Genomic DNA, 20965 nt, shown 5'->3' on the forward strand with positions numbered 1-20965 from the left:
TCGGTCGAGGTGGAGGCGAAGGCATGGAGGGGAAGCACGCGGCTGCCGTCGCGGCCGACCCGGCGGTCGGCAGCGGCTACTTCGACGCGTACGCCGCGATGGGTCTGCTGGCCGTCGTCGGGGTGCTCTTCGTCGCCGTGGCGTTCACCGCCAACCGGCTGCTGCGACCCGTGGTGTACTCGCCCGAGAAACTCCTCACGTACGAGTGCGGAGTGGACCCGGTGGGCGAGGACTGGGCGCACACCCAGATCCGCTACTACGTGTACGCCTTCCTGTACGTGATCTTCGCGGTGGACGCGATCTACCTGTTCCCCTGGGCGACCGTCTTCGCCACCGCAGGGTACGGCGCCGGAACCCTGATCGAGATGTTCCTGTTCATCGGCTTCCTCGCGGTCGGGCTGCTCTACGCCTGGAAGAAGGGCGTTCTGGAATGGACGTGACGCACTCCCACTCGCACGGCGGCGCCGAGGGCGGTCCCGTTCCGCTCGGCCTGCCGGACCCCGCGCGCCCCGGCGCCGTCGAGCGCCGCGGCATCGGCCCGCTGGCCCGGCTCGCGCCGGACCCGGTCAAGGTGGTGCTCAACTGGGGCCGCCGCTACAGCCTCTGGTGCTTCAACTTCGGCCTGGCCTGCTGCGCGATCGAGTTCATCGCCGCGTCCATGGCCAAGCACGACTTCATCCGGATGGGTGTCATCCCGTTCGCTCCCGGACCCCGGCAGGCCGATCTGATGATCGTCTCCGGGACGGTGACCGACAAGATGGCGCCCGCCGTCAAGCGCCTCTACGAGCAGATGCCCGAGCCGAAGTACGTCATCTCCTTCGGCGCCTGCTCCAACTCCGGCGGCCCGTACTGGGACTCCTACTCGGTCACCAAGGGCGTGGACCAGATCATCCCGGTGGACGTCTACGTACCCGGCTGCCCGCCGCGGCCGGAGGCGCTGCTCCAGGGCATCCTCAAGCTCCAGGAGAAGATCGCCGCCGAGTCCCTGCCGGACCGCTACGCGGCGCCCGCGTCGGCGCTGCGCCGTCCGCTGGTGACCGGGCCCTCGCAGGGCACCGGGACGGGCTCCGGGGACGTTCCCGAGGCCGGATCCCCGACCGGGGCTCCGGCCGGCTCTTCGACCGAGGGAGGGGTCTCGTGACTTCCGCCGAGCAGTGCGCGGCGTCGGTCGGGGAGTGGGCGACCGGCGCCGAGGCGTACGGGCTGATCACCGTCGACGTCCCGGCCGAGAACTGGATCGAGGCGCTCACCAACGCCCGGGACGTCCTGGGGCTGGGCTTCTTCGACTGGCTGAGCGCCGTCGACGAGCTCGCCGAGGGCTTCTCGGTGGTCGCGCACCTGGCCGCCGTCGAGGCGCCGGGCGTGCGGCACCTCGCGCTGCGCACCCGGGTGCCGCGCGACAGGGCGGCGCTGCCCACCGCCGTCGCCGTCTACGCCGGTGCCGCCTGGCACGAGCGCGAGACCCACGAGATGTTCGGCATCGACTTCCCCGGGCACCCCCACCTCGCCACCCTGCTGCTGCCGGACGGCTTCGAGGGGAACCCGCTGCGCAAGGAGTTCGTGCTCGCGGCGCGGGTCGCCAAGGACTGGCCGGGCGCCAAGGAGCCGGGCGAGTCCGATCACGGCGGCGGGCCGGCCCGGCGCAAGATGCAGCCGGCCGGCGTGCCGGACCCGAACGAGTGGGGGCCGCTCAAGGGCACCCTGCCGCCGGTCGCCGAGCGGCCCGCGCGCGGTGCGCGGGCGGCGGGCGCGGCGGCGCGGACGCCCCGGGCGGGCGCGGCCGGCGGTGCCGCCGCTGCCGGTGCTGCTGCCGCCGCTGAGGGCGGCGCTCCGGTGCGGGCGGACCGGCCGCGGCGGACCCGGTCGGTGTCCGCGGGGTCGGCCAGCCAGGCGGGTGCCGATGCCGCCGCCACTCCCGAAGCTCCCGCCACTCCCGATGCTCCTGCGGCTCCTGCCGCTCCCGCCGCCGAGGGCGCCCCGCCGGTGCGGGCGGACCGCCCGCGGCGGACCCGGTCGGTGTCCGAGGGGTCGGCCAGCCAGACGGCCGGCGAACCGACGGCCGAGCCCGCGGCTCCCGTACGGCCCCGGACCTCCGACGCGCCCCGGTCCTCCGACGCGCCCTGGCACAACCCGGTGCCCGCCCACGACGAGAAGCCCTCGGGCGAGAAGCCGGGCGAACCGGGCGAACCGGGCGAGCAGAAGGACGAGACCTCGGCCGGAGCGGCCGACCAGGACGGAGACGGCGCGTGAACCTGCTCGACACGGTGCTGCGCTGCGTCGCCACCCTCGTCGTCTTCCTGGTCTTCCCGCTGGTCATCGGCCAGACCGAGCACAAGGTCATGGCGCACATGCAGGGCCGGCTCGGTCCGATGTACGCGGGCGGCTTCCACGGCTGGGCGCAGCTCGTCGCGGACGGCGTGAAGTTCGCGCAGAAGGAGGACATCGTCCCGGCCGGGGCGGACCGCCGGATCTTCCAGCTGGCGCCCGCCGTCTCGCTGCTGCCGTACCTCTTCGTGCTGCTGGCGATCCCGGTCGGCCCGAACGGCTTCGTCGGCCAGGCGATCGACGCCGGCCTGTTCTTCGTGCTGGCCGTGATGGGCGTCGGCGTGATCGGCAAGCTGATGGCCGGCTGGGCCTCGGCGAACAAGTTCTCGCTGCTCGGAGGCCTGCGCACGGCCGCGCAGCTGATGTCGTACGAGCTGCCGATGGTGCTGGCGGCGGCCTCGGTGGCGATGGCCGCCGGCACGCTGTCGCTGCCCGGGATCGTGGACGCCTGGGAGTGGTACTGGCTGCCCTGGCAGGTCATCGGCGCGTTCGTCTTCTTCACGGCCGGTCTGGCCGAGCTCCAGCGCCCGCCGTTCGACATGCCGATCGCCGACTCGGAGATCATCTTCGGCGCGTACACCGAGTACACCGGTCTGCGGTTCGCCCTGTTCCTGCTGTCCGAGTACGTGGGCATCCTGGTGGTGTCCGCGCTGACCGCGGTGCTCTTCCTGGGCGGCTGGCACGGACCGCTGCCGGACCAGCTCGGCTGGCTCTGGATGATCCTCAAGACCTTCGCGCTGGCCTTCGTGGTCATCTGGCTGCGGGTCACCTACCCGCGTCTGCGCGAGGACCAGCTGATGCGCTTCGCGTGGACGGTGCTGATCCCGCTCGCGCTGGTCCAGCTGGCCCTCACCGGCATCATCAAGGTGGCGATCTCATGAGCTTCCCCGGTATCGGCCTCGCCAAGGGCCTGGCCGTGACGCTGCGGACGATGACGAGGAAGAGCGTCACCGCGCAGTACCCCGACGTGCAGCCGGTGCTGCCGCCGCGCTCGCGCGGCGTCATCGCGCTGCTGGAGGAGAACTGCACGGTGTGCATGCTCTGCGCGCGCGAGTGCCCGGACTGGTGCATCTACATCGACTCCCACAAGGAGACGCTGCCGGCCGCCGAGCCGAACGCCCGGGCCCGCACCCGCAACGTGCTGGACCGCTTCGCCATCGACTTCTCGCTCTGCATGTACTGCGGGATCTGCATCGAGGTCTGTCCCTTCGACGCGCTGTTCTGGTCGCCGGAGTTCGAGTACGCGGAGACCGACATCCACGAGCTGACCCACGAGCGGGACAAGCTCCGCGAGTGGATGTGGACCGTCCCCGCGCCGCCGGCGCTGGACCCGGCGGCCGAGGAGCCCAAGGAGATCGCCACCGCGCGCAAGGCGGCGGACAAGCTGGCCGCGGCCGCCGCGGCGGCCGCGCAATCGGCCACCGACGAGAAGGGTGACGACGCGTGACCGGTGCCACCACGCTTCTCGCGGCGACCGGCTCCCTGGAGCCGGCCGCCCGTTCGTTCCTGTCCCCGACCGGCCAGGAGATCGTCTTCCTGCTGGTCGGCATCGCCGTGCTCGGCTCGGCCGTGGTCTCGGTGACCACCAGGCAGCTGGTGCACGCCGCGCTCTGGCTGGTGGTCGCGCTCGGCGGGCTGGCGGTGGAGTTCCTGCTGCTCACGGCCGAGTTCATCGCCTGGGTGCAGGTGCTGATCTACCTCGGCTCGGTGGTCGTCCTGGTGCTGTTCGGGCTGATGCTCACCAAGGCGCCGATCGGGCGCTCGCCGGACGCCGACTCCAAGAACCGCTGGGTGGCCCTGGTCGTGGCGCTGGCCGCGGCCGGGACCCTGGTCACGCTGGTCGTCGACGCCTTCCGGACCTCCTGGATCGACCTCGGCCAGGGCGGCGGCTCGGCCGCCGTCACCGGGGCCAGCCTGTTCCGGCACTGGGTGCTGCCCTTCGAGGCGCTGTCCGTGCTGCTGCTGGCGGCGCTGGTCGGCGCGATCGTGCTGTCGCGCGGCTCCAAGCGGCGGGTGCCGGCGCCCCGGGCGGGCCGGCTGCGCGCCGGTCGGCCGGTCGGGTCCAACGGGACGGTCGCCGCGACCGCGCCGAAGCCGGCTCCGGCGACCTCCGAGCAGTCGACCTCTGAGCAGGAGGGCTGATGCACCTCGCCTACCCCGCCGTCCTCGCCGCGCTGCTGTTCAGCGTCGGCGTGTACGGCGTGCTCGCCCGGCGCAACGCCGTCCTGGTGCTGATGTCCGTCGAGCTGATGCTCAACGCCGTCAACCTCAACCTGGTCGCCTTCGACGCCTGGCTGCGCGACTCGCTGCACGCCGGACAGGCGCTCACCCTGTTCACCATCACCGTCGCCGCCGCCGAGATCGGACTGGGGCTCGCCATCGTCCTGCTGCTGTTCCGGGCCCGGGGCACCGCGGACATCGACCGGGCCACCGCGCTCGGCGACCCGGCCGAGGCGTTCGCCGTCGAGGAGACGCCGGTCGACGCCGGGACACCGGTCGACACCGGGGCGCCGGCCGGAGCCGAGGCACTGAAGGGCCGGGCCGCCGCATGAACCTCGCCCTTCCCGTACTCGTCCCGGCGCTGCCCGCGCTCGGCGCCGCCGCGACCCTGGCCGTCGGCCGGAAGGCGCCCGGGCTGGCCCGGCCGCTGGCCGTCGTCCCGGTCGCCGTCTCGGCGGTGCTCGCCCTGGTGGTCGCCCTCCAGCTGGGCGCCGGCCAGACCCTGGACGCCGCCACCCGGCTCACCCCGACCGGCGGCCCGGACATCGCCCTCGCCCTCCACCTGGACGGCTTCAGCTCGCTGATCTCGGTGCTGGTCGGACTGGTCGCCACCTGCGTCCAGGTCTACTCGACCGCGTACCTCAAGGAGGACCCGCGCTACCCGTCCTACGCGGCGCTGGTCTCGCTGTTCACCGCGGCGATGTTCCTGGTGGTCTACTCGGGCGACCTGATCGTGCTGCTGGTCGGCTGGGAGGTCATGGGCCTGTGCTCGTACTTCCTGATCGGCCACCACTGGGAGACGGCGGACGCCCGCTCGGCCTCGCTGAAGGCCTTCCTGGTCACCAAGCTCGGTGACGTGCCGTTCCTGTTCGGGATCTTCCTGCTCGGCGCGGACGCCGGCAGCTTCCGCATCCCGGACGTGCTGGCGGCCGCGTCGGAGGGCCGGCTCGGGCACCCGACGCTGACCGCCCTGCTGCTGCTCGCCGGCGTGGCCGGCAAGAGCGCGCAGTTCCCGCTGCACACCTGGCTCCCGGACGCGATGGCCGGCCCGACCCCGGTCTCCGCGCTGATCCACGCCGCCACCATGGTCGCGGCCGGCATCTACCTGGTCGCCCGGCTGCTGCCGGTCTTCCTGCTGTCGGGCGCGGCGCTGGTCGTGCTCGCGGTGATGGCCGCCGTGACGATGATCGGCTCGGCGCTCTGCGCGCTCGCCCAGGACGACCTCAAACGGGTGCTCGCCTACTCCACCGTCGGCCAGCTCGGCTACATGGCCGGCGCGCTGGCCTCCGGTGACCGCGAGGCCTCGGTCTTCCACCTGGTCAGCCACGGCGCGTTCAAGGCGCTGCTGTTCCTGGCCGCCGGTGTGGTGATCCACGCCGCGCACACCAACTCGATCTCCGCGATGTCCCGCATCCCCGGGCTGCGCAAACGCGTCCCCGACGCCTACTGGACGATGGGCATCGCGCTCGTCGCCCTGATCGGGCTGCCGCCGTTCTCCGGCTTCTTCAGCAAGGAGGCGGTGCTCACCGCCGCCGAGCACGCCGCCAACGGCGAGGCGCTGACCAACGGCCTCGGCCCGGCCTCGGCGGTGCCGCAGGCGGCCGGGTGGATCGTGCTGATCTCCGCCGGACTCACCGCGCTGCTCACCGCCGCGTACGCGGCCCGGCTGTTCCTGGTGGCGTTCCACAGCCCGGCCGGGGCCGCCGCGGCCGCACCGAAGGTGCTGCCCGCCGCCGACCGGGGCACCGTCGTGGCCGACCACGAGGCCGGCGCGCCGTACTCGCCCGAGCTCGACGAGGCCGACCCGGCCACGGCCGAGCCGCCCGCGATGCGCTGGCCGCTGTGGGTGCTGGCCGTGCCGACCATGGGCTTCGGCATCGCCGGCGTGCGCTCGGACTGGCTGCCCGCGCTCCTGGACGGCGGCTCGCTGCGGCCCTCCGCCGTCACCGCCGTCACCGGCACCGGGCTCGCCGTGGTCGGCGCGCTCGCCGCGTACGGCGCCTGGCGCTCGGCGGCCGCCCGGCTGGGCACCGGCCGCCCGGCACCGGCCGGCCGGGTGCCCGGGCAGGGCGGGGCCCCGGCCACCGAGGTGATCGTCGCCGACCCCGGGCGCACCCTGCTCGGCCCGCTGTTCGGCCCGGCCCGGCACGGCTTCGGCGTCGACCGGCTGTACCGGGCGCTGTTCGTCCGCCCGGTGGTCGCCGCCGCCAAGCTGGTCCGATTCCTCGACCGCGAGGTCGTCGAGGGCTACGTGCAGGGCAGCGGCATCGGTGCCAACCTGCTCGGCCGGGCCGTCCGGCTCGCGCAGACCGGGAACGCGCAGACCTACCTCAGCGCCCTGCTGGCCGCCGTCGTCCTGCTGGCCGTCCTGGTGGCGGTGTAGCCGGTGCTGCTGTCCTCCACCTCCGTCCCCTCGACCGCTGCTGGGAGCCCCCGATGAACGCAGTCCTCATCGCCCTCCTGGTGCTGCCGCTGCTCGGCGCCGCACTCACCCTGGCGCCGGTGTTCGGGCCGGACCGGGCCGTGGCCGGCCGGCGGGCACTGCGGCTGAACACCGTCGTCACCGGCGCGGTGTTCCTGCTCACCGTCGCCCTCGCGGCCGGCTTCGACCAGGACGAGCCCGCCCGGATGCAGGCCACCACCGACGTGTCCTGGATCCCGGCCCTGCACGTGCGCCTCCACCTCGGGGTGGACGGCATCTCGCTGCCGCTGATCGTGCTGACCGCGCTGCTCACCTTCCTCTGCGCGCTCTACTCGGAGAAGCGGCTGCCGGGCGGGGACGCCCGGGGCGGAGCCCCTGATGAGCCTCGCCCGTCGGCGCAGGCCTTCGTCGGGCTGTTCCTCCTGCTCGAAGTCGGCATGCTCGCCACCTTCGCGGTGCTGGACCTCCTGCTCTTCTTCCTGGCCTTCGAGATCGTGCTGATCCCGATGTACTTCCTGATCGCCCGCTGGGGGAGCGGCGCGAAGGTGCCGGCCGCCAACCGGTTCATCCTCTACACGCTGCTCGGCTCGGCCGTGATGCTGCTCGGCTTCCTGCTGATCGGCAGCAAGGCCGGCACCTTCGACATGCAGGCCCTGGCCGCCGCGCACGGCAGCGGCCTGAGCCACACCACCCAGGTGGTCGCCGCGCTGGCGATCCTGGTCGGGCTCGCGGTCAAGGCCCCGGCCTGGCCGCTGCACAGCTGGCTCCCGGACGCCCACACCGCCGCCCCGACGGTGGGCTCGGTGCTGCTCGCCGGCGTGCTGCTGAAGATGGGCACCTACGGTCTGGTCCGCGTCCTCCTCCCGGTCGTGCCGGAGGGCGCCACCACGCTGGCCCCCTACCTGGGCGCCTTCGCGGCCGTCGGCATCGTCTACGGCTCCCTGGCCTGCCTGGCGCTTTGCCGCCCCGGCGCCAAGGGCGACCTCAAGCGCCTGATCGCGTACTCCTCCGTCGGCCACATGGGCTTCGTGCTGCTCGGCATCGCCTCCCTCACCCCGGTGGGCGTCAACGGCGCGCTGTTCGCCAACATCGCCCACGGTCTGATCACCGGCCTGCTGTTCTTCGTCGTCGGCGCGCTCAAGGACCGCTACGGCACGGCCGACCTCGACACCCTCGCCGGGGCCACCGGCGCCGCCCTGTACGGCCGGGCCCCGCGACTGGGCGTGCTGCTCGCCTTCGCCGCCGTCGCCAGCCTCGGTCTGCCCGGCCTGGCCGGCTTCTGGGGCGAGCTGCTCGCCATGTTCGGCGCGTTCGATCCGGCCGACGGCCTGTCGCGCCCCGCGTTCGTCACCTACATGGTCCTGGCCGGCCTCGGCACCCTCCTCACCGCCGCGTATCTCCTGATCGTGGTCAAGCGCGTCTGCATGGGGGACCCCGAGCAGCCCGCACCGGTGGCCGAGCTCGCCGACCTGCGCCCGTACGAGGCCGTCAGCTGGACGCCGCTGGCCGCGCTGACGCTGCTCGCCGGCCTCTGGCCCGCGCTGCTGCTCGGCCTCTCCGATCCCGCCGTCAAGCACCTCCTCGGGGGTGGCTGACCGTGCTCGCAGCCCAGACCGCCGCACTCGGACCTCACTCCACGGGGCAGCACACTGTGACCTCCCTCGCCGTAGCCAACCCGGGCAGCCTGATCCAGTCCGTGGACTGGGTGGCGATCGCACCGCCGCTGATCGCCGCCGTGGCCGCGCTCGCCGTGCTGCTCACGGACCTGTTCCTGCCCGAGCGGCACAAGAAGTGGCTCGGCCGCCTCACCGCGGCCGGACTCGCCCTCGCCCTCATCGCACTCCTCCCCCTCATCGGCGGATCACCCCGAGCGACCTTCTGCGTGCAGAACGTAGCAGGGGGGTCCGACAACGGCGGCTGCTCGTACGTCGCCGACCACTTCGCCCTGGTGTTCCAGCTGCTCGCCCTCGGCGGCGCGCTGATCGCGGCGCTGCTGTCGGCGCACACGGTGGAGGACGAGCGGCTGCCGCGCGGCGAGTACTGGTTCCTGCTGCTCTCCAGCGCCACCGGCGCCGCGCTGCTGCCCGCCTCCCGCGACCTCGCCACCATGGTGATCGCCCTGGAGGTCGCCTCGCTGCCCGCCTTCGCCCTGGTCGCGCTGCGCCGGGACGGCCGGGGCGCCGAGGCCGCCTTCAAGTTCTTCGTCTCCTCGGTGACCGCGACCGCCGTGATGCTGCTCGGCGTCGGCTTCGTCTACGCGGCGAGCGGCAGCCTGCACCTCGGCGCCGTCGCCCAGGGCCTGGAGCACGCGCCCGGGCAGCTCAAGCCGCTGGCCGAGGCGGGCGCGGTGCTGACCCTGGTCGGCTTCGCCTTCAAGGTCGCCGCCGTCCCGTTCCACTTCTGGGTGCCCGACACCTACACCGGCGCGCCGCTGCCGGTGGCCGGCTACCTCTCGGTGGTCGGCAAGGCGGCCGGCCTGTCCGGGCTGGCGCTGGCCACCACCGTCGCCTTCCGCCCGTACGCCCACACCTGGGGCCTGGTGCTCGCGGTGCTGGCCGCCGTCACCATGACCGCCGGCAACGTCGGCGCGCTGCGCCAGCGCCCCGACACCCGGTACAGCGCGGTGCGGCTGCTGGCCTGGTCCTCGGTCGGCCAGGCCGGGTACCTGCTGGTGCCGCTCGCCGCGGCCGGCTACGCGCCGACCGGCGTCGACCCGCTCGGTGCCACCGCCGCGTACGCGCTGATCTACGGCGTGGTGAACCTCGGCGCCTTCGGGGTGGTCGCCGCCGTCGGCCGCCGGCCCGGGACCAGCGTGGACGACTTCCGCGGCCTGTTCGCCCGCAACCGCTGGACGGCGCTGGCGCTCGCCTTCTTCCTGCTCTGCCTGGCCGGGCTGCCGCCGGGCGTGATCGGCCTGTTCGGCAAGGTCGTGGTGTTCCGCGCGGCGGTCGACGCCGGGCTGGGCTGGCTCGCCGTGGTGATGGCCGTCAACGTGGTCATCGCCCTGTACTACTACCTGCTGTGGACGGCCCGGCTGTTCGCCCCGGCGGGGGAGGAGCCCCTCGCGGAGGCCGCCGCCGGGCGCCGTCTGCCGGTGGGCCTCACCGCGACGCTGGGGCTCACCGCCTCGGCCGCCGTGGTCCTCTCGGTGGCGCCGCAGCTGGTCCTCCAGGTGGCGGGCGGCTCGCTGTTCTGAGCGGGCGCCGGAGTGCGCCGGGGGTGCGGTCCGGGGGGTGTCACGGCGGTGCCGGTGGTGCGGCCCGGGGCCGTCGCGGCCGCGCCGGTGCTGCGGCGCTGCGGTGTCGCGTCGGTCACCGTGTCGGGTCACAAGGGAACAAGGCCCTCGGCCCCGCCCGTTGACCGGGCACGAGGGACGAGGCAGAAAGGGCTTCCCCACCGCACCACTGGAGGGCCTGACGTGCACAGCCGGCACAACGGACTGAGGACCGCCGTCCTGCTCGGCGGCCTCTCGGCGCTGATCCTGGTGATCGGAAGCCTCTTCGGTCGCACCGGCTTCGTGATCGCCCTGCTGGTCGCCCTCGGGACCAACGCCTACGCGTACTGGAACAGCGACAAGCTCGCGCTGCGGGCCATGCGGGCCCGGCCGGTCAGCGAGTTCGAGGCGCCCCAGCTGTACCGGATCGTCCGCGAGCTCTCCACCGCCGCCCGCCAGCCGATGCCCCGCCTCTACATCTCCCCGACCCCCGCGCCCAACGCCTTCGCCACCGGCCGCAACCCGCGCAACGCGGCGGTCTGCTGCACCGAGGGCATCCTGCGGATCCTGGACGAACGCGAGCTGCGGGGCGTGCTCGGGCACGAGCTGAGCCACGTCTACAACCGGGACATCCTGATCTCCTCGGTGGCCGGGGCGCTCGCCTCGGTGGTGATGTTCCTGGTGAACTTCGCCTGGCTGATCCCGTTCGGGCGCAGCGAGGACGACGACGGCCCGGGGCTGTTCGGGATGCTCGCCATCATGATCCTCGGCCCGCTCGCGGCCGGACTGATCCAGATGGCGGTCAGCCGCTCCCGCGAGTACCAGGCCGACGCCGACGGCGCCCGGATCACCGGCGACCCGCTCGCCCTCGCGAGCGCCCTGCGGAAGCTGGACGCCGGCACCCGCCGGCTGCCGCTCCCGCCCGAGCCGCAGCTCCAGACCGCGAGCCACATGATGATCGCCAGCCCCTTCCGCCCCGGCGAGGCCGGCGCGAGGCTCTTCTCCACCCACCCGCCGATGGCCGAGCGGGTCGCCCGCCTGGAGCGGATGGCGGGCCACGGGCGGTAGCGCACCGCCGTCCGGCGTCAGCCCGTCTCCTCCTCGTACGCGAGCCGCAGGCGGTGGACGCCCTCGGCGACCTGGGCGGGGCTCTCGGCCGCGGCGTAGCTGAGGCGCAGGTGGGGGGCCGGGGGTTCGGCGGGGTGGTAGGGGCGGCCGGGGGAGACCTGGACGCCGGCGCGCAGCGCGGCCGCGGCGAGGGCGGTGTCGTCGACGCCGTCCGGGAAGCGCAGCCACAGGTGGTAGCCCCCGGGGCGGTGGGTGCCGAGGACGCCGGGCAGCTCGCGGTGCAGGGCGGCGACGGCGGCGGTGCGGCGGTCGCGCAGTTCGGCGCCGAGCGTGCGCAGGTGACGGGCCCAGGCGGGGTCGGCGACCAGTTCCAGGGTGGCCTCCTGGAGCGGCCGGGGCACGAAGAAGCTGTCCACCACCTGGGTGGCCCGCAGTCGGGCCAGCGCCGGTCCGCGCGCGGTGAGGGCGCCGACCCGCAGGTTGGGGGAGGCCGCCTTGGTCAGCGAGCGCAGGTGCACCACGACCCCGTCCCGGTCGTCGGCGGCGAGCGGGCGCGGCAGCGCGGGGGCGTCCGCGTGGACCAGCAGCCGGGCGAAGTCGTCCTCGACCACGAAGGCCCCGGCGGCCCGGGCGATCCGCAGCACCTCCTTCCGCCGTTCGGGCGACAGCACCGCCCCGGTGGGGTTCTGGAACAGCGGCTGGCAGACGAGGACCCGTGCCCGGGTGGCCGCGAAGGCGTCCGCCAGCAGGTCGGTGCGCAGGCCGTCGGCGTCGACCGGGACCGGGACGGGCCGCAGCCCGGCCGCCCGGACGACCGCCAGGATGCCCGCGTACGTCGGCGACTCCACCAGCACCGGCGAGCCGGGCGCGGCGAGCGCCCGCATGGCGACGGTCAGCCCGCTCTGCCCGCCGGAGGTGATCAGGACGTCCCCGACGCCGATCGGCCCGCCGTGGCCGCCGATGTCCCGGGCGAACCAGCCGCGCAGTTCGGTGAGGCCGTCGGTGGGCGGGCGGTCCCAGGCGCCCGGGCGCCGGCCGGCCCGGGCGAGCGCGGCGGCGAGCAGCCGCTCGGGCAGCAGCGAGGCGTGCGGGTAGCCGCTGTTGAGGTCGACGACGTCGGGCGGGGGCACCCGGAGGGTGGCGAACACGGGGGCGGCGAGCAGGTCGCGCGGGCCGGAGTCGGCGCTGAGCGCGATCTGCTGCCAGGAGAGGTCGCCGGTGCGGCCGGACGGCGCGGCGGGGACGGCCGGGGCCGCGGCGAAGGCCGCCGCCCGGAACACCCCGGCGCCGGGCCGGGAGACCACCAGCCCCTCGGCCACCAGCACCGCGATGGCCCGGGAGACCGTCACCGGGCTGACCTGGTGACGGTCCACCAGCGCCCGGCTGGAAGGCAGCTTCCGTCCCTCCGGGTAGCGCTCGACCTCCCGCCGCAGGATGTCGGCGAGTTCGGTCACACTGCTACGCTCGTTCATGACGGCACAAGATAGCGCTACCCGGCTTCGGGCGGTAGCACCTCGCCAGGCCCCCGCTTCCGGCACCGCCCTCGCGGCCCTCGCCGTGGCCTCCTTCTCGCTCTCCTTCCCGGCCACCGCGTGGTCCCTGACCGGCTTCGGCCCGTGGTCCGCGACCGGCCTGCGCGGCGCCCTCGCCGGCCTGCTGGCCGTCCTCCACCTGGCGGCCGTCCGCGCCCCGCTGCCGCAGCGGCGGCACTGGCCCGGACTGCTGGTGGTCTCCGGCGGCTGCGTCCTCGGCTTCCCGCTGCTGACCACGCTCGCCCTGCGCACCTCCTCGACCGCCCACTCGGCGGTGGTCATCGGCGTGCTGCCGCTGGCCACGGCGACGGTCGCGGCACTGCGCACCGGCCGCCGGCCGTCCGGGGCGTTCTGGGCGGCGGCGCTCGCCGGGGCCGCCGCCGTCCTCGCCTTCACCCTGGTGCAGAGCCACGGCCGGCCGACCGTCGCCGACCTCTACCTGTTCGCGGCGGTACTGCTCTGCGCCGCCGGGTACGCCGAGGGCGGGCGGCTCTCCCGGGACCTGCCGGGCGCCCAGGTGATCGCCTGGGCGGTGGTGGCCGCCCTGCCCGCGACGCTGCTGACCGCGGCGCTCGGGCTGGGCACCGAGCCGGTGCGGCTCGGGGCGCAGGCCCTGGCCGGGCTGGCCTACACGGCGGCGGTCTCGCAGCTCGGCGGATTCGTGCTCTGGTACCGGGGGATGGCCGCGATCGGGGTGCCGAGGGCCAGCCAGCTCCAGCTCGCGCAGCCGCTGCTGACACTGGTCTGGTCGGTGCTGCTGCTCGGCGAGCGGCTGCCGGCCGCGGCGCCCGTCACCGCGGTGGTGGTGCTGGTCTGCATCGCGGTGACCCAGCGGGCCAGGACCTGACCCGCGGGCGCCGCAGGGCTGCGCCGTGCGTTCCCGAACCCCCGATCCGACCGGTTCGGCGCGGCCCCTCGCTCGTTAGGATGAACCCGTGCCCGTCGGTCCGGGCGAGGCATCCGGAGGGAGTGGGCCGTCATGGCAGACGAGAGGCACGCCCCGGCGGCCGCGGACGCGCCGGCCCGGCGCCGCGGCCAGGGCGAGCTGGAGGCGCAGGTGCTCGCGGTGCTCCAGCAGGCGCCCGGCCCGGCCGCCGCGGGATGGGTCCAGGAACGCCTGGAGGGCGACCTCGCCTACACCACGGTCATGACCATCCTGTCCCGGCTGCACGCCAAGAGCGCCGTGACCAGGACCCGCTCCGGCCGTTCCTACCTGTGGCAGGCCTCCTCGGACGCCGCCGGGCTGGCCGCGCTGCGGATGCGCCGGATGCTCGACGGGGAGGCGGACCGGGACGCCGTCCTGGCCAGCTTCGTCAGCGCGCTGCTGCCGCACGACGAGGAACTGCTCCGGGCGCTGCTGGACGCCGCGTCCGCCGATCCGGCAGTGCCCGACCGTGAGAGCTGACCCGTGGGCCTCTTCGTCTTCCTCCCGCTCGTCCTGCCGCTCACCGCGGTCCCGATCGCGCGCCTGACCGAACAGCACCTGCACCCGCGCGGCGCGGCCCGGCTGATGACCGTGATCAGCGCGGTGATGGCGGTGTGCAGCGCGCTCTGCCTCGGGCTGATCGGCGTGGTGGGCACCGCGCAGATCCCCGGCAACCCGCTGCCGGACAGCTGGTCCGACCCGGAGGTGCGGGCCGCGCTGCCCTACCACGAGACGGTCGGCACGGCCGCGATGTGGCTGCTGGCCCTGGTGGTCCTCGCCTGCGCCCGGACGGTCGTGCGGCACCTGCGGGTGCGGGCCCGGGCCCGCCGGGCGCTGAGCGGGCTGCCCGTCGGGCCGGGACCGGCCGGCGACCTCGCGGTGCTGCCGGACCGGAGCCCGTACGCCTACGCGCTGCCCGGCTCGCCCGGCCGGGTCGTGGTCTCCACCGGGATGCTGGCCGGCCTGGCCGCCGACGAGCGCGAGGCGCTGCTCGCCCACGAGCGGGCGCACCTGCGCCACCGCCACCACCGGTACCTGCTGACCACCCAGCTCGCCGCCTGCGTCAACCCGTTCCTGCGGCCGCTGCAGGACGCGGTGGCGTACAGCGCGGAGCGGTGGGCGGACGAGGACTCGGCGCAGGCCGTGGGGGACCGCCGGATCACCGCGCGGGCGGTGGCCCGGGCGGCCCTGGTCTCGCACGCCGCCCCGGCCCCCGGCTTCGCGGCCTTCGCCGCCCCGGCCGCGGCGGCCGGCCCGGTGCCGCGCCGGGTCGCCGCGCTGCTCGGCCCGGTGCCGACCTCCCGCAACTGGCCGCCGGCGAAGACCCCGGCCGGCCTGGCGGCGATGGTCGCGGCGATCGGTACGGCGGCGTCGGCGCTGTGCGCGCTCAACGCCGCCGTGGCCCTGCTGGTGGTGCTCAAGGCCGTCACCCCGCTGTAGCCGGCGGGGCTCCGGAGCGTCACCCCGCCGCGGCCGGCGGGACCCTAGAGCGTCGCGGCCAGCTCGTCGACGGCGGCCTCGGCCGCCGCCAGGGATTCGGCGGCGAGCGGCTGGAAGGCGTTCAGCGCCGGGATGTCCGCGGCCCGGGTGAGTTCGGCGGTGACCACGTGCAGGTGCCCCGCCGCGACCCCGATCCGGTCGAAGTACGCCCGCAGGTACGGGACCTGGAAGTCGCAGTGGGCACGCGGCGTGCCCGGCCCGTAGCCGCCGCCGCGGACCGCGACGACCACCACGCGGGTGTCGCGCAGCAGCGGCTCGCCGGTCTCCGGATCGTGGTGGACGCCGGGGAAGGCGACCCGGTCCATCCACGACTTGAGGCCGGCCGAGACGGTGTAGTTGTACATCGGGCTGCCGACCAGCAGGACGCCGGCGGCACGCAGCTCCTCGATCAGCGGACGGCTGAGCGCCCACTCCCGCGCCTCGTCCGGCCCCTCGGCGAGGCGGCCGATGTCGTCCAGCGGGAGCACCCCCTTGCGCTCGGTGCGGCGGCCGAGGGCGTCGTAGGCGGCGCGCACCGGGGGCACCGGGTCGGCGGCGAGGTCGCGGTGCCGGTGCTGGACGCGGGCGCCGTGGCGGGCGCGCCAGGCGTCGGCGAAGCGGGCGGTCAGGGCGTGGCTCACCGAACCGGACGGGCTGATGCTCGAATCCAGGTGGAGCAGCGTGGTGGAGGTCATGGCGGTCTCCTGGTCACCTCGGAGGGGGACGGATCGTCATAGCGGTGACGAGCCGCGCCGAGGAAAGGTGACCGATGGACCGGAACGCGATGCCGGGGGCGGCGGACGGGCGGGAGCGGAGCGGGGGAGCGGCCTCGGGGGCGGGACGCCCGGAGGCCGAGCGCGTGAACTCCGAGCGCGTCAACGCCGAGCGCTTCGAGGCCGAGCGCGGCCGGCTGCGGGCGATCGCCCAGCGGATGCTCGGCTCGACCGGCGAGGCCGAGGACGCCGTGCAGGAGGCCTGGCTGCGGCTGGTCCGCACCGACCCGGCGGAGATCGGCAACCTGCCCGGCTGGCTGACCACGGTGGTCTCCCGGATCTGCCTGGACCTGCTGCGGGCCCGTGCCGCGCGCCGCGAGGAGCCGACCGACGAGGCGCTGCCGGACGGCTCGGGCGGCGGCCCGGAGCCGGAGCGGGAGGCGCTGCTGGTCGAGTCGGTGGGCCGGGCGCTGCTCGTGGTGCTGGACCGGCTGGGCCCGGCCGAGCGGGTCGCCTTCGTGCTGCACGACGGCTTCGCGGTGCCCTTCGACCGGATCGGGCCGATCCTCGGACGGACCCCGGTGGCCGCCAAGAAGCTGGCCAGCCGGGCCCGGCAGCGGGTCCGCGGGACGGCCGCGCTGCCCCCGGAGCCGCTGGCCGGGCACCGGCGGGTGGTGGAGGCCTTCCTGGCCGCCGCCCGGGGCGGGGACCTGGCCGACCTGCTGGCCGTGCTGGCTCCCGACGTGGTGCGCCGGGCCGATCCGGCGGCGCTGGGGCCCGGCCGCGACCCGGTGGCCCGGGGCGCGCGGGCCGTCGCCCGGGAGACCACGGTCTTCGGCCGCCGGGCCCGCTACGGCGCGGTGGCCCTGGTGGACGGGGCGCCCGGCATCCTGATCGCCCCGGACGGGCGGCTGCGGCTGGTGCTGCGGGTGGCGGTCGCGGACGGCCGGGTGGCCGGCTACGAGGTGGTGGCCGACCCGGCCCGGCTGGCCGCGCTCGACCTGGCCGTCCTGCCGGAGTGACTCCTTCCCGGGCGGGGCTGCCGGACCGTGTCCCGCCCGGGCGACGGCCGCCCGGCGGGGCACGGCGGGCCGGTCGGCGGCGGGGCGTGGCGGGCCGGTCGGCGCCGGGTCAGTGGGCGATCCGGACCAGCATCTTGCCGGTGTTGGCGCCGCGCAGCATGCCGAGGAAGGCGTCCACCACCCGGTCGAAGCCGTCCACGACGGTCTCGTCCGGGACGACGGCGCCCGAGCGCAGGTGCGGGACCAGGAAGTCGTACAGCTCCGGCCGGGCGTCGAGGTGGTCGCGGACCAGGAAGCCCTCCAGCCGCAGGCTCTTCCCGACCACGTCGAACAGGTTGCGCGGGGCGGCCGGCGGGTTCCCGAGCCGGTTGTACTGGGCGACCGCGCCGCACCAGGCGATCCGGCCGCGCTCGCGCAGGGCGCCGATGGCGGCCTCCAGGTGGTCGCCGCCGACGTTGTCCAGGTAGGCGTGCAGCCCCTCGGGGGCGGCCTCGCGCAGGCGGTCCGCGATCGGGCCGTCGTGGTAGTCGAAGGCGGCGTCGAAGCCGAGCCGCTCGGTGAGGCGGGCGGCCTTGGCGGCGGAGCCGGTGCTGCCGACGATCCGTCCGGCGCCGAGCAGCCGGGCGAGCTGTCCGGCGGCGGTGCCGACGCCGCCGGCGGCCGCCGAGACGAAGAGCGTCTCGCCGGGCTGGAGCCGGGCGATCCTGGTCAGCGCGACCCAGGCGGACAGGCCGGTCCCGCCGAGCACCGACAGGTGGGAGCTGAGCGGGACACCGGCGAGATCGGGCAGCAGGCTCGCCCGCTCGGCGGTGACCACCGCGTGGGCGCGCCAGGCCTGGCGGTGCTGGACCAGTGCCCCGACCGGCAGGGCGTCGGCCCGGGACTCCGCCACCCGGCCGAGGGCGCGGCCCTCCAGCGGGGCGTGCAGCTCCCAGCCGCCCTCCTCCATCTCCTCGCGCATGTACGGGTCGACGGACTGGTAGAGGTTCTCGACCAGGGCCTCGCCCGCCGCGAGGGCCGGGACGGTCTCCTCGACGAAGGCGAAGTTCGCGGCGGTCGGCGCCCCGTCGGGGCGGGAGACCAGGTGGACGGCGCGGGTGGTGGGGCGGGACATCGGGGCTCCGGGCGGGTGGGGACGGGCGGACGTGATCACCGTAGGAAGCGCGGGAGCCGCCGGGCAGGGGCGCCGGTCGATGGAACGGCGGCATCCATGAGCAGGATCGATGGATCGCGGGATAGGTTCGGCCGCATGACCGATCTCGCCCCGCACGAGCTGCGGACCCTGGTCGCCGTCGAGGAGGAGCGGAGCTTCACGGCCGCCGCCGCACGCCTGGGCAGTACCCAGTCCGCCGTCTCGCACGCCGTCCGCGCCTGCGAGCGGAAGCTCGGCGCGGTGCTCTTCGACCGCGGGCGCTACGGCGCGCGCCCCACCGAGGGCGGCGCGCGAGCGGTGGCGTACGCCCGCCGGATCCTGCGGCTGCTGGACTCGATGGGCCCCGAGGTGCGCGGCGCGGGAGCGGACGGGCCGCTGACCGGAACCCTGCGGATCGCCGCCTTCCGCAGTGCCGCCGCCCACCTGCTGCCGCCCGTCCTGGCCCGGCTGGCCGAGCGCCACCCCGGGCTCGGCACCCACGTCCGGATCGTCCGGGAGCTCGGCCGCGGCACCGCCGGGGAGGTCGCCGACGGTCGCGCCGACCTCGGGCTGGCGACGCTCGACGCGGGCGGCCCGCCACCCGCCCCGGGCCTGGTCGCGGTGCGGCTCTACGAGGAGTCGTACGCGCTCGCGCACCCGCACGGCCACCCGGCGCCGCGCGAACTCCCGCTGGTCGACTGGGACGAGAACTGCGGCTCGTACACCCGGGACTGGTGGCAGCGGCAGGACTGGATCCCGCCCGCGACCGTGGACGTGGAGGACGACACGGTGGCCCTCTCGCTGGTCGCCCAGGGCCTCGGCATGGCGATCATGCCCCGGACCGCCCTGCTCGGCGCCCCGGCCGGCCTCGCCGTCACCGACCTCGGGCCGCGGCCGCCCAGCCGCTCGGTCGGGTACGTCACCACGCCAGAGCTGGCCGGGACGGCCGCCGTCCGGGCACTGATCCGCGAGCTGCGCGAACTGCCGCTGCCGGCCGGGCTGTCGGCGGCCCGGCCCCCGGCCGGCCGGTCCGCGACGGCCCAAGCCCCGTAGACCCAAGCCCCGTAGACCCAAGCCCCGTAAGGGCTCAGGCCTCGACGGACCGGTTTCCGACGGCAGGGTCCTCGACGGACCGGTCCTCGACGGCCTCCCGGAGCTTGCGGAACTCCTCGGCCAGCCCGTCCAGGGTGTAGTGGGCGTTGAGGCCGCTGGGGTTCGGCAGCACCCACACCTCGGTGCCGCCGATGCCCTCCGGTTGCCGCCCCGGCACGGCCCGGCGCTGCCCGAAGGCCGTCCGGTAGGCGCCGATGCCGAGCACGGCCAGGACGCGCGGGCGCAGCCGCAGCACCCGTGCCCGCAGCGCGGCGCCGCCCTCGCGCAGCTCCTCGGCGGTCAGCTCGTCCGCCTTGGCGGTGGTGCGCGGGGCGACGTTGGTGATGCCCAGGCCGAGTGCGAGCAACTCCCGCTGCTCGTCCGGGCGGTACTGGCGCCCGGTGAACCCGGAGCGGTGCAGGGCCGGCCAGAAGCGGTTGCCCGGGCGGGCGAAGTGGTGGCCGGTCGCGCCGGACCACAGGCCCGGGTTGATGCCGCAGAACAGCACCCGCAGCCCGGGACCGGAGACGTCCGGGATGGTGGTGTCCTTGGCGGCCAGCAGCTGCTCGGCGGTGGGCTTCATCGGTGCGCTCGGATTCACCCGGCCAAGTCTGCCGTGCCCTTGGCCGCGTCCTTCGCCGTGTCCTTCGCTTCCTTCGCCTCCTTCGCCGCGCGCTCGGCGGTGTCCCTGGCGATCTCCTCGGCCGCGCGCTCGGCGGTGAGCCCGGCCGCGCGCTCGGCCGTGTCCTGCGCCGGGCCCGGGGCCGGGGCCGGCCCCGAAGTCGCGGCGGCCGCCCGGCGGTTGCGCAGCCGGCGCAGGCCGAACACCACCACGGCCGCGTAGGCCCAGCCGACGAAGACGTCGATGATGAAGTGCTCCGCGCCGTAGACCAGGGTGAAGGTCATCGCGAGCGGATAGGCGACCAGCGCGGCCCGCAGCCAGCGCTTGGCGGTGGGCCAGAAGAAGAACAGCAGCATCGCCGGGTAGGCGGAGTGCAGCGAGGGCATCGCGGCGACGTCGTTGGCGAACTGGCTGCCGTTCTCCAGCAGGGAGTCGGCCTGCGGCAGCCCGCTCACCGAGATCACTTCCCAGACCACCCGGGACAGGTGCGGCAGGTTGCCCTCCTGGGAGACCAGCCACGGCGGGTCGGCCGGGTAGAGGAGGTAGGTGGCGAAGCCGGCGAAGGTGAGCGTCAGGTAGGCGGCGAGCAGCTGTCGGAAGCGGTGGTGCGCGCGCCGCCAGAGCACCGCGAGCAGCAGGAAGACCACGAAGAAGTGCGAGAGGTAGACGGTCACCGCGGCGTAGTCGTACCAGTGCGGTGAGCCGGCGGTGTAGAGCGCGTGCTGGAGCCGGACGGTCCAGGTCTCGCCGAAGCCGAGCACCTCGTCGAACCGCAGCTGCGGCAGCCAGTGCGGGGCCCACGGGGTGTGGGCGCCGTAGCCGCGCAGCAGTGAGTACGCCCACACCACGGCCATCACCGGGACCCAGTCGCGCAGGACCAGGAGGAAGCCGCGGGGGCCGTGCCCGCTGTGCACGGCGGCGGTCAGCAGGGCGGCGATGAGCCAGAGGAACAGCACGTCGTTGGCCGCGGGGATGCCCTCGGTGCGCAGGAACCAGAGGAGGCACGTCAGGTAGAGCGGCCAGGCCAGCCACCGGAGTCTCGACCAGCCCGTCACGCGTGGGCGGGGCGGAGGCACCGGGCGTGGCTGCCCGGCCCGCGCGTCGTGCGGGGCCGGGGGGAGGGTCTTGGTCATGCGCACCGAAACTAGCAACCCAAACTTGGAGGACTCTGGGTGAAATATGACTGGATCGTAAGAACG

General features: G+C 75.2%; 21 protein-coding genes. 16 read left to right on the forward strand and 5 right to left on the reverse strand.

Annotation, left to right across the window (positions count from 1 at the left end; all coding sequences use genetic code 11):
• Window positions 1–23: 23 nt before the first annotated feature.
• From ACGFSC_RS02885 to htpX, 11 genes are all read left to right on the forward strand, one after another.
• A complete protein-coding gene (locus tag ACGFSC_RS02885; protein ID WP_359902891.1) occupies window positions 24–440 on the forward strand; it encodes an NADH-quinone oxidoreductase subunit A in 417 nt (138 codons plus the stop codon).
• Complete coding sequence (locus ACGFSC_RS02890) at window positions 431–1141, forward strand: NADH-quinone oxidoreductase subunit B family protein (protein ID WP_359902893.1); 711 nt, start codon at window positions 431–433, stop codon at window positions 1139–1141. Before ACGFSC_RS02885 ends, ACGFSC_RS02890 begins: the two co-directional genes overlap by 10 nt.
• Complete coding sequence (locus ACGFSC_RS02895) at window positions 1138–2250, forward strand: NADH-quinone oxidoreductase subunit C (protein WP_392862249.1); 1113 nt, start codon at window positions 1138–1140, stop codon at window positions 2248–2250. Before ACGFSC_RS02890 ends, ACGFSC_RS02895 begins: the two co-directional genes overlap by 4 nt.
• Window positions 2247–3206: an NADH-quinone oxidoreductase subunit NuoH gene (nuoH, locus tag ACGFSC_RS02900; RefSeq protein ID WP_380356089.1), complete on the forward strand. Its 960-nt coding sequence runs from the start codon at window positions 2247–2249 to the stop codon at window positions 3204–3206. Before ACGFSC_RS02895 ends, nuoH begins: the two co-directional genes overlap by 4 nt.
• Entirely contained in the window at window positions 3203–3772 is a 570-nt protein-coding gene (locus ACGFSC_RS02905; RefSeq protein WP_359897583.1) for an NADH-quinone oxidoreductase subunit I, read from the forward strand. Before nuoH ends, ACGFSC_RS02905 begins: the two co-directional genes overlap by 4 nt.
• Window positions 3769–4467 carry an NADH-quinone oxidoreductase subunit J gene (locus ACGFSC_RS02910; protein ID WP_359897582.1) on the forward strand — a complete coding sequence of 233 codons (699 nt, stop codon included), beginning with the start codon at window positions 3769–3771 and terminating at the stop codon, window positions 4465–4467. The genes ACGFSC_RS02905 and ACGFSC_RS02910 overlap by 4 nt, the downstream gene beginning before the upstream one ends.
• The gene (gene nuoK, locus ACGFSC_RS02915; RefSeq protein ID WP_359897581.1) at window positions 4467–4877 is read left to right on the forward strand and encodes an NADH-quinone oxidoreductase subunit NuoK; all 411 of its coding nucleotides are present in this window, start codon (window positions 4467–4469) and stop codon (window positions 4875–4877) included. Before ACGFSC_RS02910 ends, nuoK begins: the two co-directional genes overlap by 1 nt.
• A complete protein-coding gene (locus tag ACGFSC_RS02920; RefSeq protein ID WP_359897580.1) occupies window positions 4874–6928 on the forward strand; it encodes an NADH-quinone oxidoreductase subunit L in 2055 nt (684 codons plus the stop codon). Before nuoK ends, ACGFSC_RS02920 begins: the two co-directional genes overlap by 4 nt.
• Before the next feature lie 53 nt (window positions 6929–6981).
• On the forward strand, window positions 6982–8562 hold the full coding sequence (locus ACGFSC_RS02925) for an NADH-quinone oxidoreductase subunit M (RefSeq protein WP_359897579.1): 1581 nt from the start codon (window positions 6982–6984) through the stop codon (window positions 8560–8562).
• Between the two features lie 56 nt (window positions 8563–8618).
• Window positions 8619–10163, forward strand: a complete 1545-nt coding sequence (locus tag ACGFSC_RS02930) for an NADH-quinone oxidoreductase subunit N (protein ID WP_359897578.1) — start codon at window positions 8619–8621, stop codon at window positions 10161–10163.
• A gap of 222 nt (window positions 10164–10385) precedes the next feature.
• Entirely contained in the window at window positions 10386–11249 is an 864-nt protein-coding gene (gene htpX, locus ACGFSC_RS02935) for a zinc metalloprotease HtpX (RefSeq protein ID WP_359897577.1), read from the forward strand.
• A 17-nt stretch (window positions 11250–11266) separates the two neighbouring features.
• Here the strand turns inward: htpX and ACGFSC_RS02940 are convergent, their stop codons facing one another.
• Window positions 11267–12721, reverse strand: a complete 1455-nt coding sequence (locus ACGFSC_RS02940) for a PLP-dependent aminotransferase family protein (RefSeq protein ID WP_359897576.1) — start codon at window positions 12719–12721, stop codon at window positions 11267–11269.
• On the opposite strand from ACGFSC_RS02940, the gene ACGFSC_RS02945 reads away from it, so the two are divergent.
• From ACGFSC_RS02945 to ACGFSC_RS02955, 3 genes are all read left to right on the forward strand, one after another.
• Window positions 12720–13628 carry a DMT family transporter gene (locus ACGFSC_RS02945; protein ID WP_359897575.1) on the forward strand — a complete coding sequence of 303 codons (909 nt, stop codon included), beginning with the start codon at window positions 12720–12722 and terminating at the stop codon, window positions 13626–13628. The two genes, ACGFSC_RS02940 and ACGFSC_RS02945, sit on opposite strands and share 2 nt — an antisense overlap.
• Before the next feature lie 132 nt (window positions 13629–13760).
• Window positions 13761–14186 carry a BlaI/MecI/CopY family transcriptional regulator gene (locus tag ACGFSC_RS02950; RefSeq protein ID WP_359897574.1) on the forward strand — a complete coding sequence of 142 codons (426 nt, stop codon included), beginning with the start codon at window positions 13761–13763 and terminating at the stop codon, window positions 14184–14186.
• A gap of 3 nt (window positions 14187–14189) precedes the next feature.
• Complete coding sequence (locus ACGFSC_RS02955) at window positions 14190–15146, forward strand: M48 family metalloprotease (RefSeq protein ID WP_359897573.1); 957 nt, start codon at window positions 14190–14192, stop codon at window positions 15144–15146.
• A gap of 44 nt (window positions 15147–15190) precedes the next feature.
• Here the strand turns inward: ACGFSC_RS02955 and ACGFSC_RS02960 are convergent, their stop codons facing one another.
• Window positions 15191–15880, reverse strand: a complete 690-nt coding sequence (locus ACGFSC_RS02960; RefSeq protein ID WP_359897572.1) for an NAD(P)H-dependent oxidoreductase — start codon at window positions 15878–15880, stop codon at window positions 15191–15193.
• A 74-nt stretch (window positions 15881–15954) separates the two neighbouring features.
• On the opposite strand from ACGFSC_RS02960, the gene ACGFSC_RS02965 reads away from it, so the two are divergent.
• Window positions 15955–16920, forward strand: coding sequence for a sigma-70 family RNA polymerase sigma factor (locus tag ACGFSC_RS02965; RefSeq protein WP_359897571.1), 966 nt, complete (start codon window positions 15955–15957; stop codon window positions 16918–16920).
• A gap of 109 nt (window positions 16921–17029) precedes the next feature.
• On the opposite strand, the gene ACGFSC_RS02970 is transcribed toward ACGFSC_RS02965, so the two are convergent.
• Window positions 17030–18034: an NADP-dependent oxidoreductase gene (locus tag ACGFSC_RS02970; RefSeq protein WP_359897570.1), complete on the reverse strand. Its 1005-nt coding sequence runs from the start codon at window positions 18032–18034 to the stop codon at window positions 17030–17032.
• A 135-nt stretch (window positions 18035–18169) separates the two neighbouring features.
• Here ACGFSC_RS02970 and ACGFSC_RS02975 point away from each other — a divergent pair, with 135 nt between their 5' ends.
• On the forward strand, window positions 18170–19105 hold the full coding sequence (locus ACGFSC_RS02975; protein ID WP_359897569.1) for a LysR family transcriptional regulator: 936 nt from the start codon (window positions 18170–18172) through the stop codon (window positions 19103–19105).
• 34 nt (window positions 19106–19139) lie between these two features.
• Here the strand turns inward: ACGFSC_RS02975 and mug are convergent, their stop codons facing one another.
• Together mug and ACGFSC_RS02985 are read right to left on the reverse strand one after the other, a co-directional pair.
• Complete coding sequence (mug, locus tag ACGFSC_RS02980) at window positions 19140–19727, reverse strand: G/U mismatch-specific DNA glycosylase (RefSeq protein WP_359897591.1); 588 nt, start codon at window positions 19725–19727, stop codon at window positions 19140–19142.
• A gap of 14 nt (window positions 19728–19741) precedes the next feature.
• Entirely contained in the window at window positions 19742–20899 is a 1158-nt protein-coding gene (locus ACGFSC_RS02985; protein ID WP_359897568.1) for a phosphatase PAP2 family protein, read from the reverse strand.
• Window positions 20900–20965 lie beyond the last annotated feature (66 nt).

The organism is Kitasatospora sp. NPDC048715 (assembly GCF_043198905.1).
Lineage (GTDB): Bacteria > Actinomycetota > Actinomycetes > Streptomycetales > Streptomycetaceae > Kitasatospora > Kitasatospora lactacystinica.

Coding starts and splice junctions, on each gene's coding strand:
- mug (WP_359897591.1), bottom strand. CDS start 19,727: ATGAAGCCCACCGCCGAGCAGCTGCTGGCCGCCAAGGACACCACCATC.
- nuoK (WP_359897581.1), top strand. CDS start 4,467: ATGCACCTCGCCTACCCCGCCGTCCTCGCCGCGCTGCTGTTCAGCGTC.
- ACGFSC_RS02950 (WP_359897574.1), top strand. CDS start 13,761: ATGGCAGACGAGAGGCACGCCCCGGCGGCCGCGGACGCGCCGGCCCGG.
- ACGFSC_RS02890 (WP_359902893.1), top strand. CDS start 431: ATGGACGTGACGCACTCCCACTCGCACGGCGGCGCCGAGGGCGGTCCC.
- ACGFSC_RS02975 (WP_359897569.1), top strand. CDS start 18,170: ATGACCGATCTCGCCCCGCACGAGCTGCGGACCCTGGTCGCCGTCGAG.
- ACGFSC_RS02945 (WP_359897575.1), top strand. CDS start 12,720: ATGACGGCACAAGATAGCGCTACCCGGCTTCGGGCGGTAGCACCTCGC.
- ACGFSC_RS02965 (WP_359897571.1), top strand. CDS start 15,955: ATGGACCGGAACGCGATGCCGGGGGCGGCGGACGGGCGGGAGCGGAGC.
- ACGFSC_RS02905 (WP_359897583.1), top strand. CDS start 3,203: ATGAGCTTCCCCGGTATCGGCCTCGCCAAGGGCCTGGCCGTGACGCTG.
- ACGFSC_RS02970 (WP_359897570.1), bottom strand. CDS start 18,034: ATGTCCCGCCCCACCACCCGCGCCGTCCACCTGGTCTCCCGCCCCGAC.
- ACGFSC_RS02885 (WP_359902891.1), top strand. CDS start 24: ATGGAGGGGAAGCACGCGGCTGCCGTCGCGGCCGACCCGGCGGTCGGC.
- ACGFSC_RS02985 (WP_359897568.1), bottom strand. CDS start 20,899: ATGACCAAGACCCTCCCCCCGGCCCCGCACGACGCGCGGGCCGGGCAG.
- ACGFSC_RS02920 (WP_359897580.1), top strand. CDS start 4,874: ATGAACCTCGCCCTTCCCGTACTCGTCCCGGCGCTGCCCGCGCTCGGC.
- ACGFSC_RS02960 (WP_359897572.1), bottom strand. CDS start 15,880: ATGACCTCCACCACGCTGCTCCACCTGGATTCGAGCATCAGCCCGTCC.
- ACGFSC_RS02940 (WP_359897576.1), bottom strand. CDS start 12,721: ATGAACGAGCGTAGCAGTGTGACCGAACTCGCCGACATCCTGCGGCGG.
- ACGFSC_RS02925 (WP_359897579.1), top strand. CDS start 6,982: ATGAACGCAGTCCTCATCGCCCTCCTGGTGCTGCCGCTGCTCGGCGCC.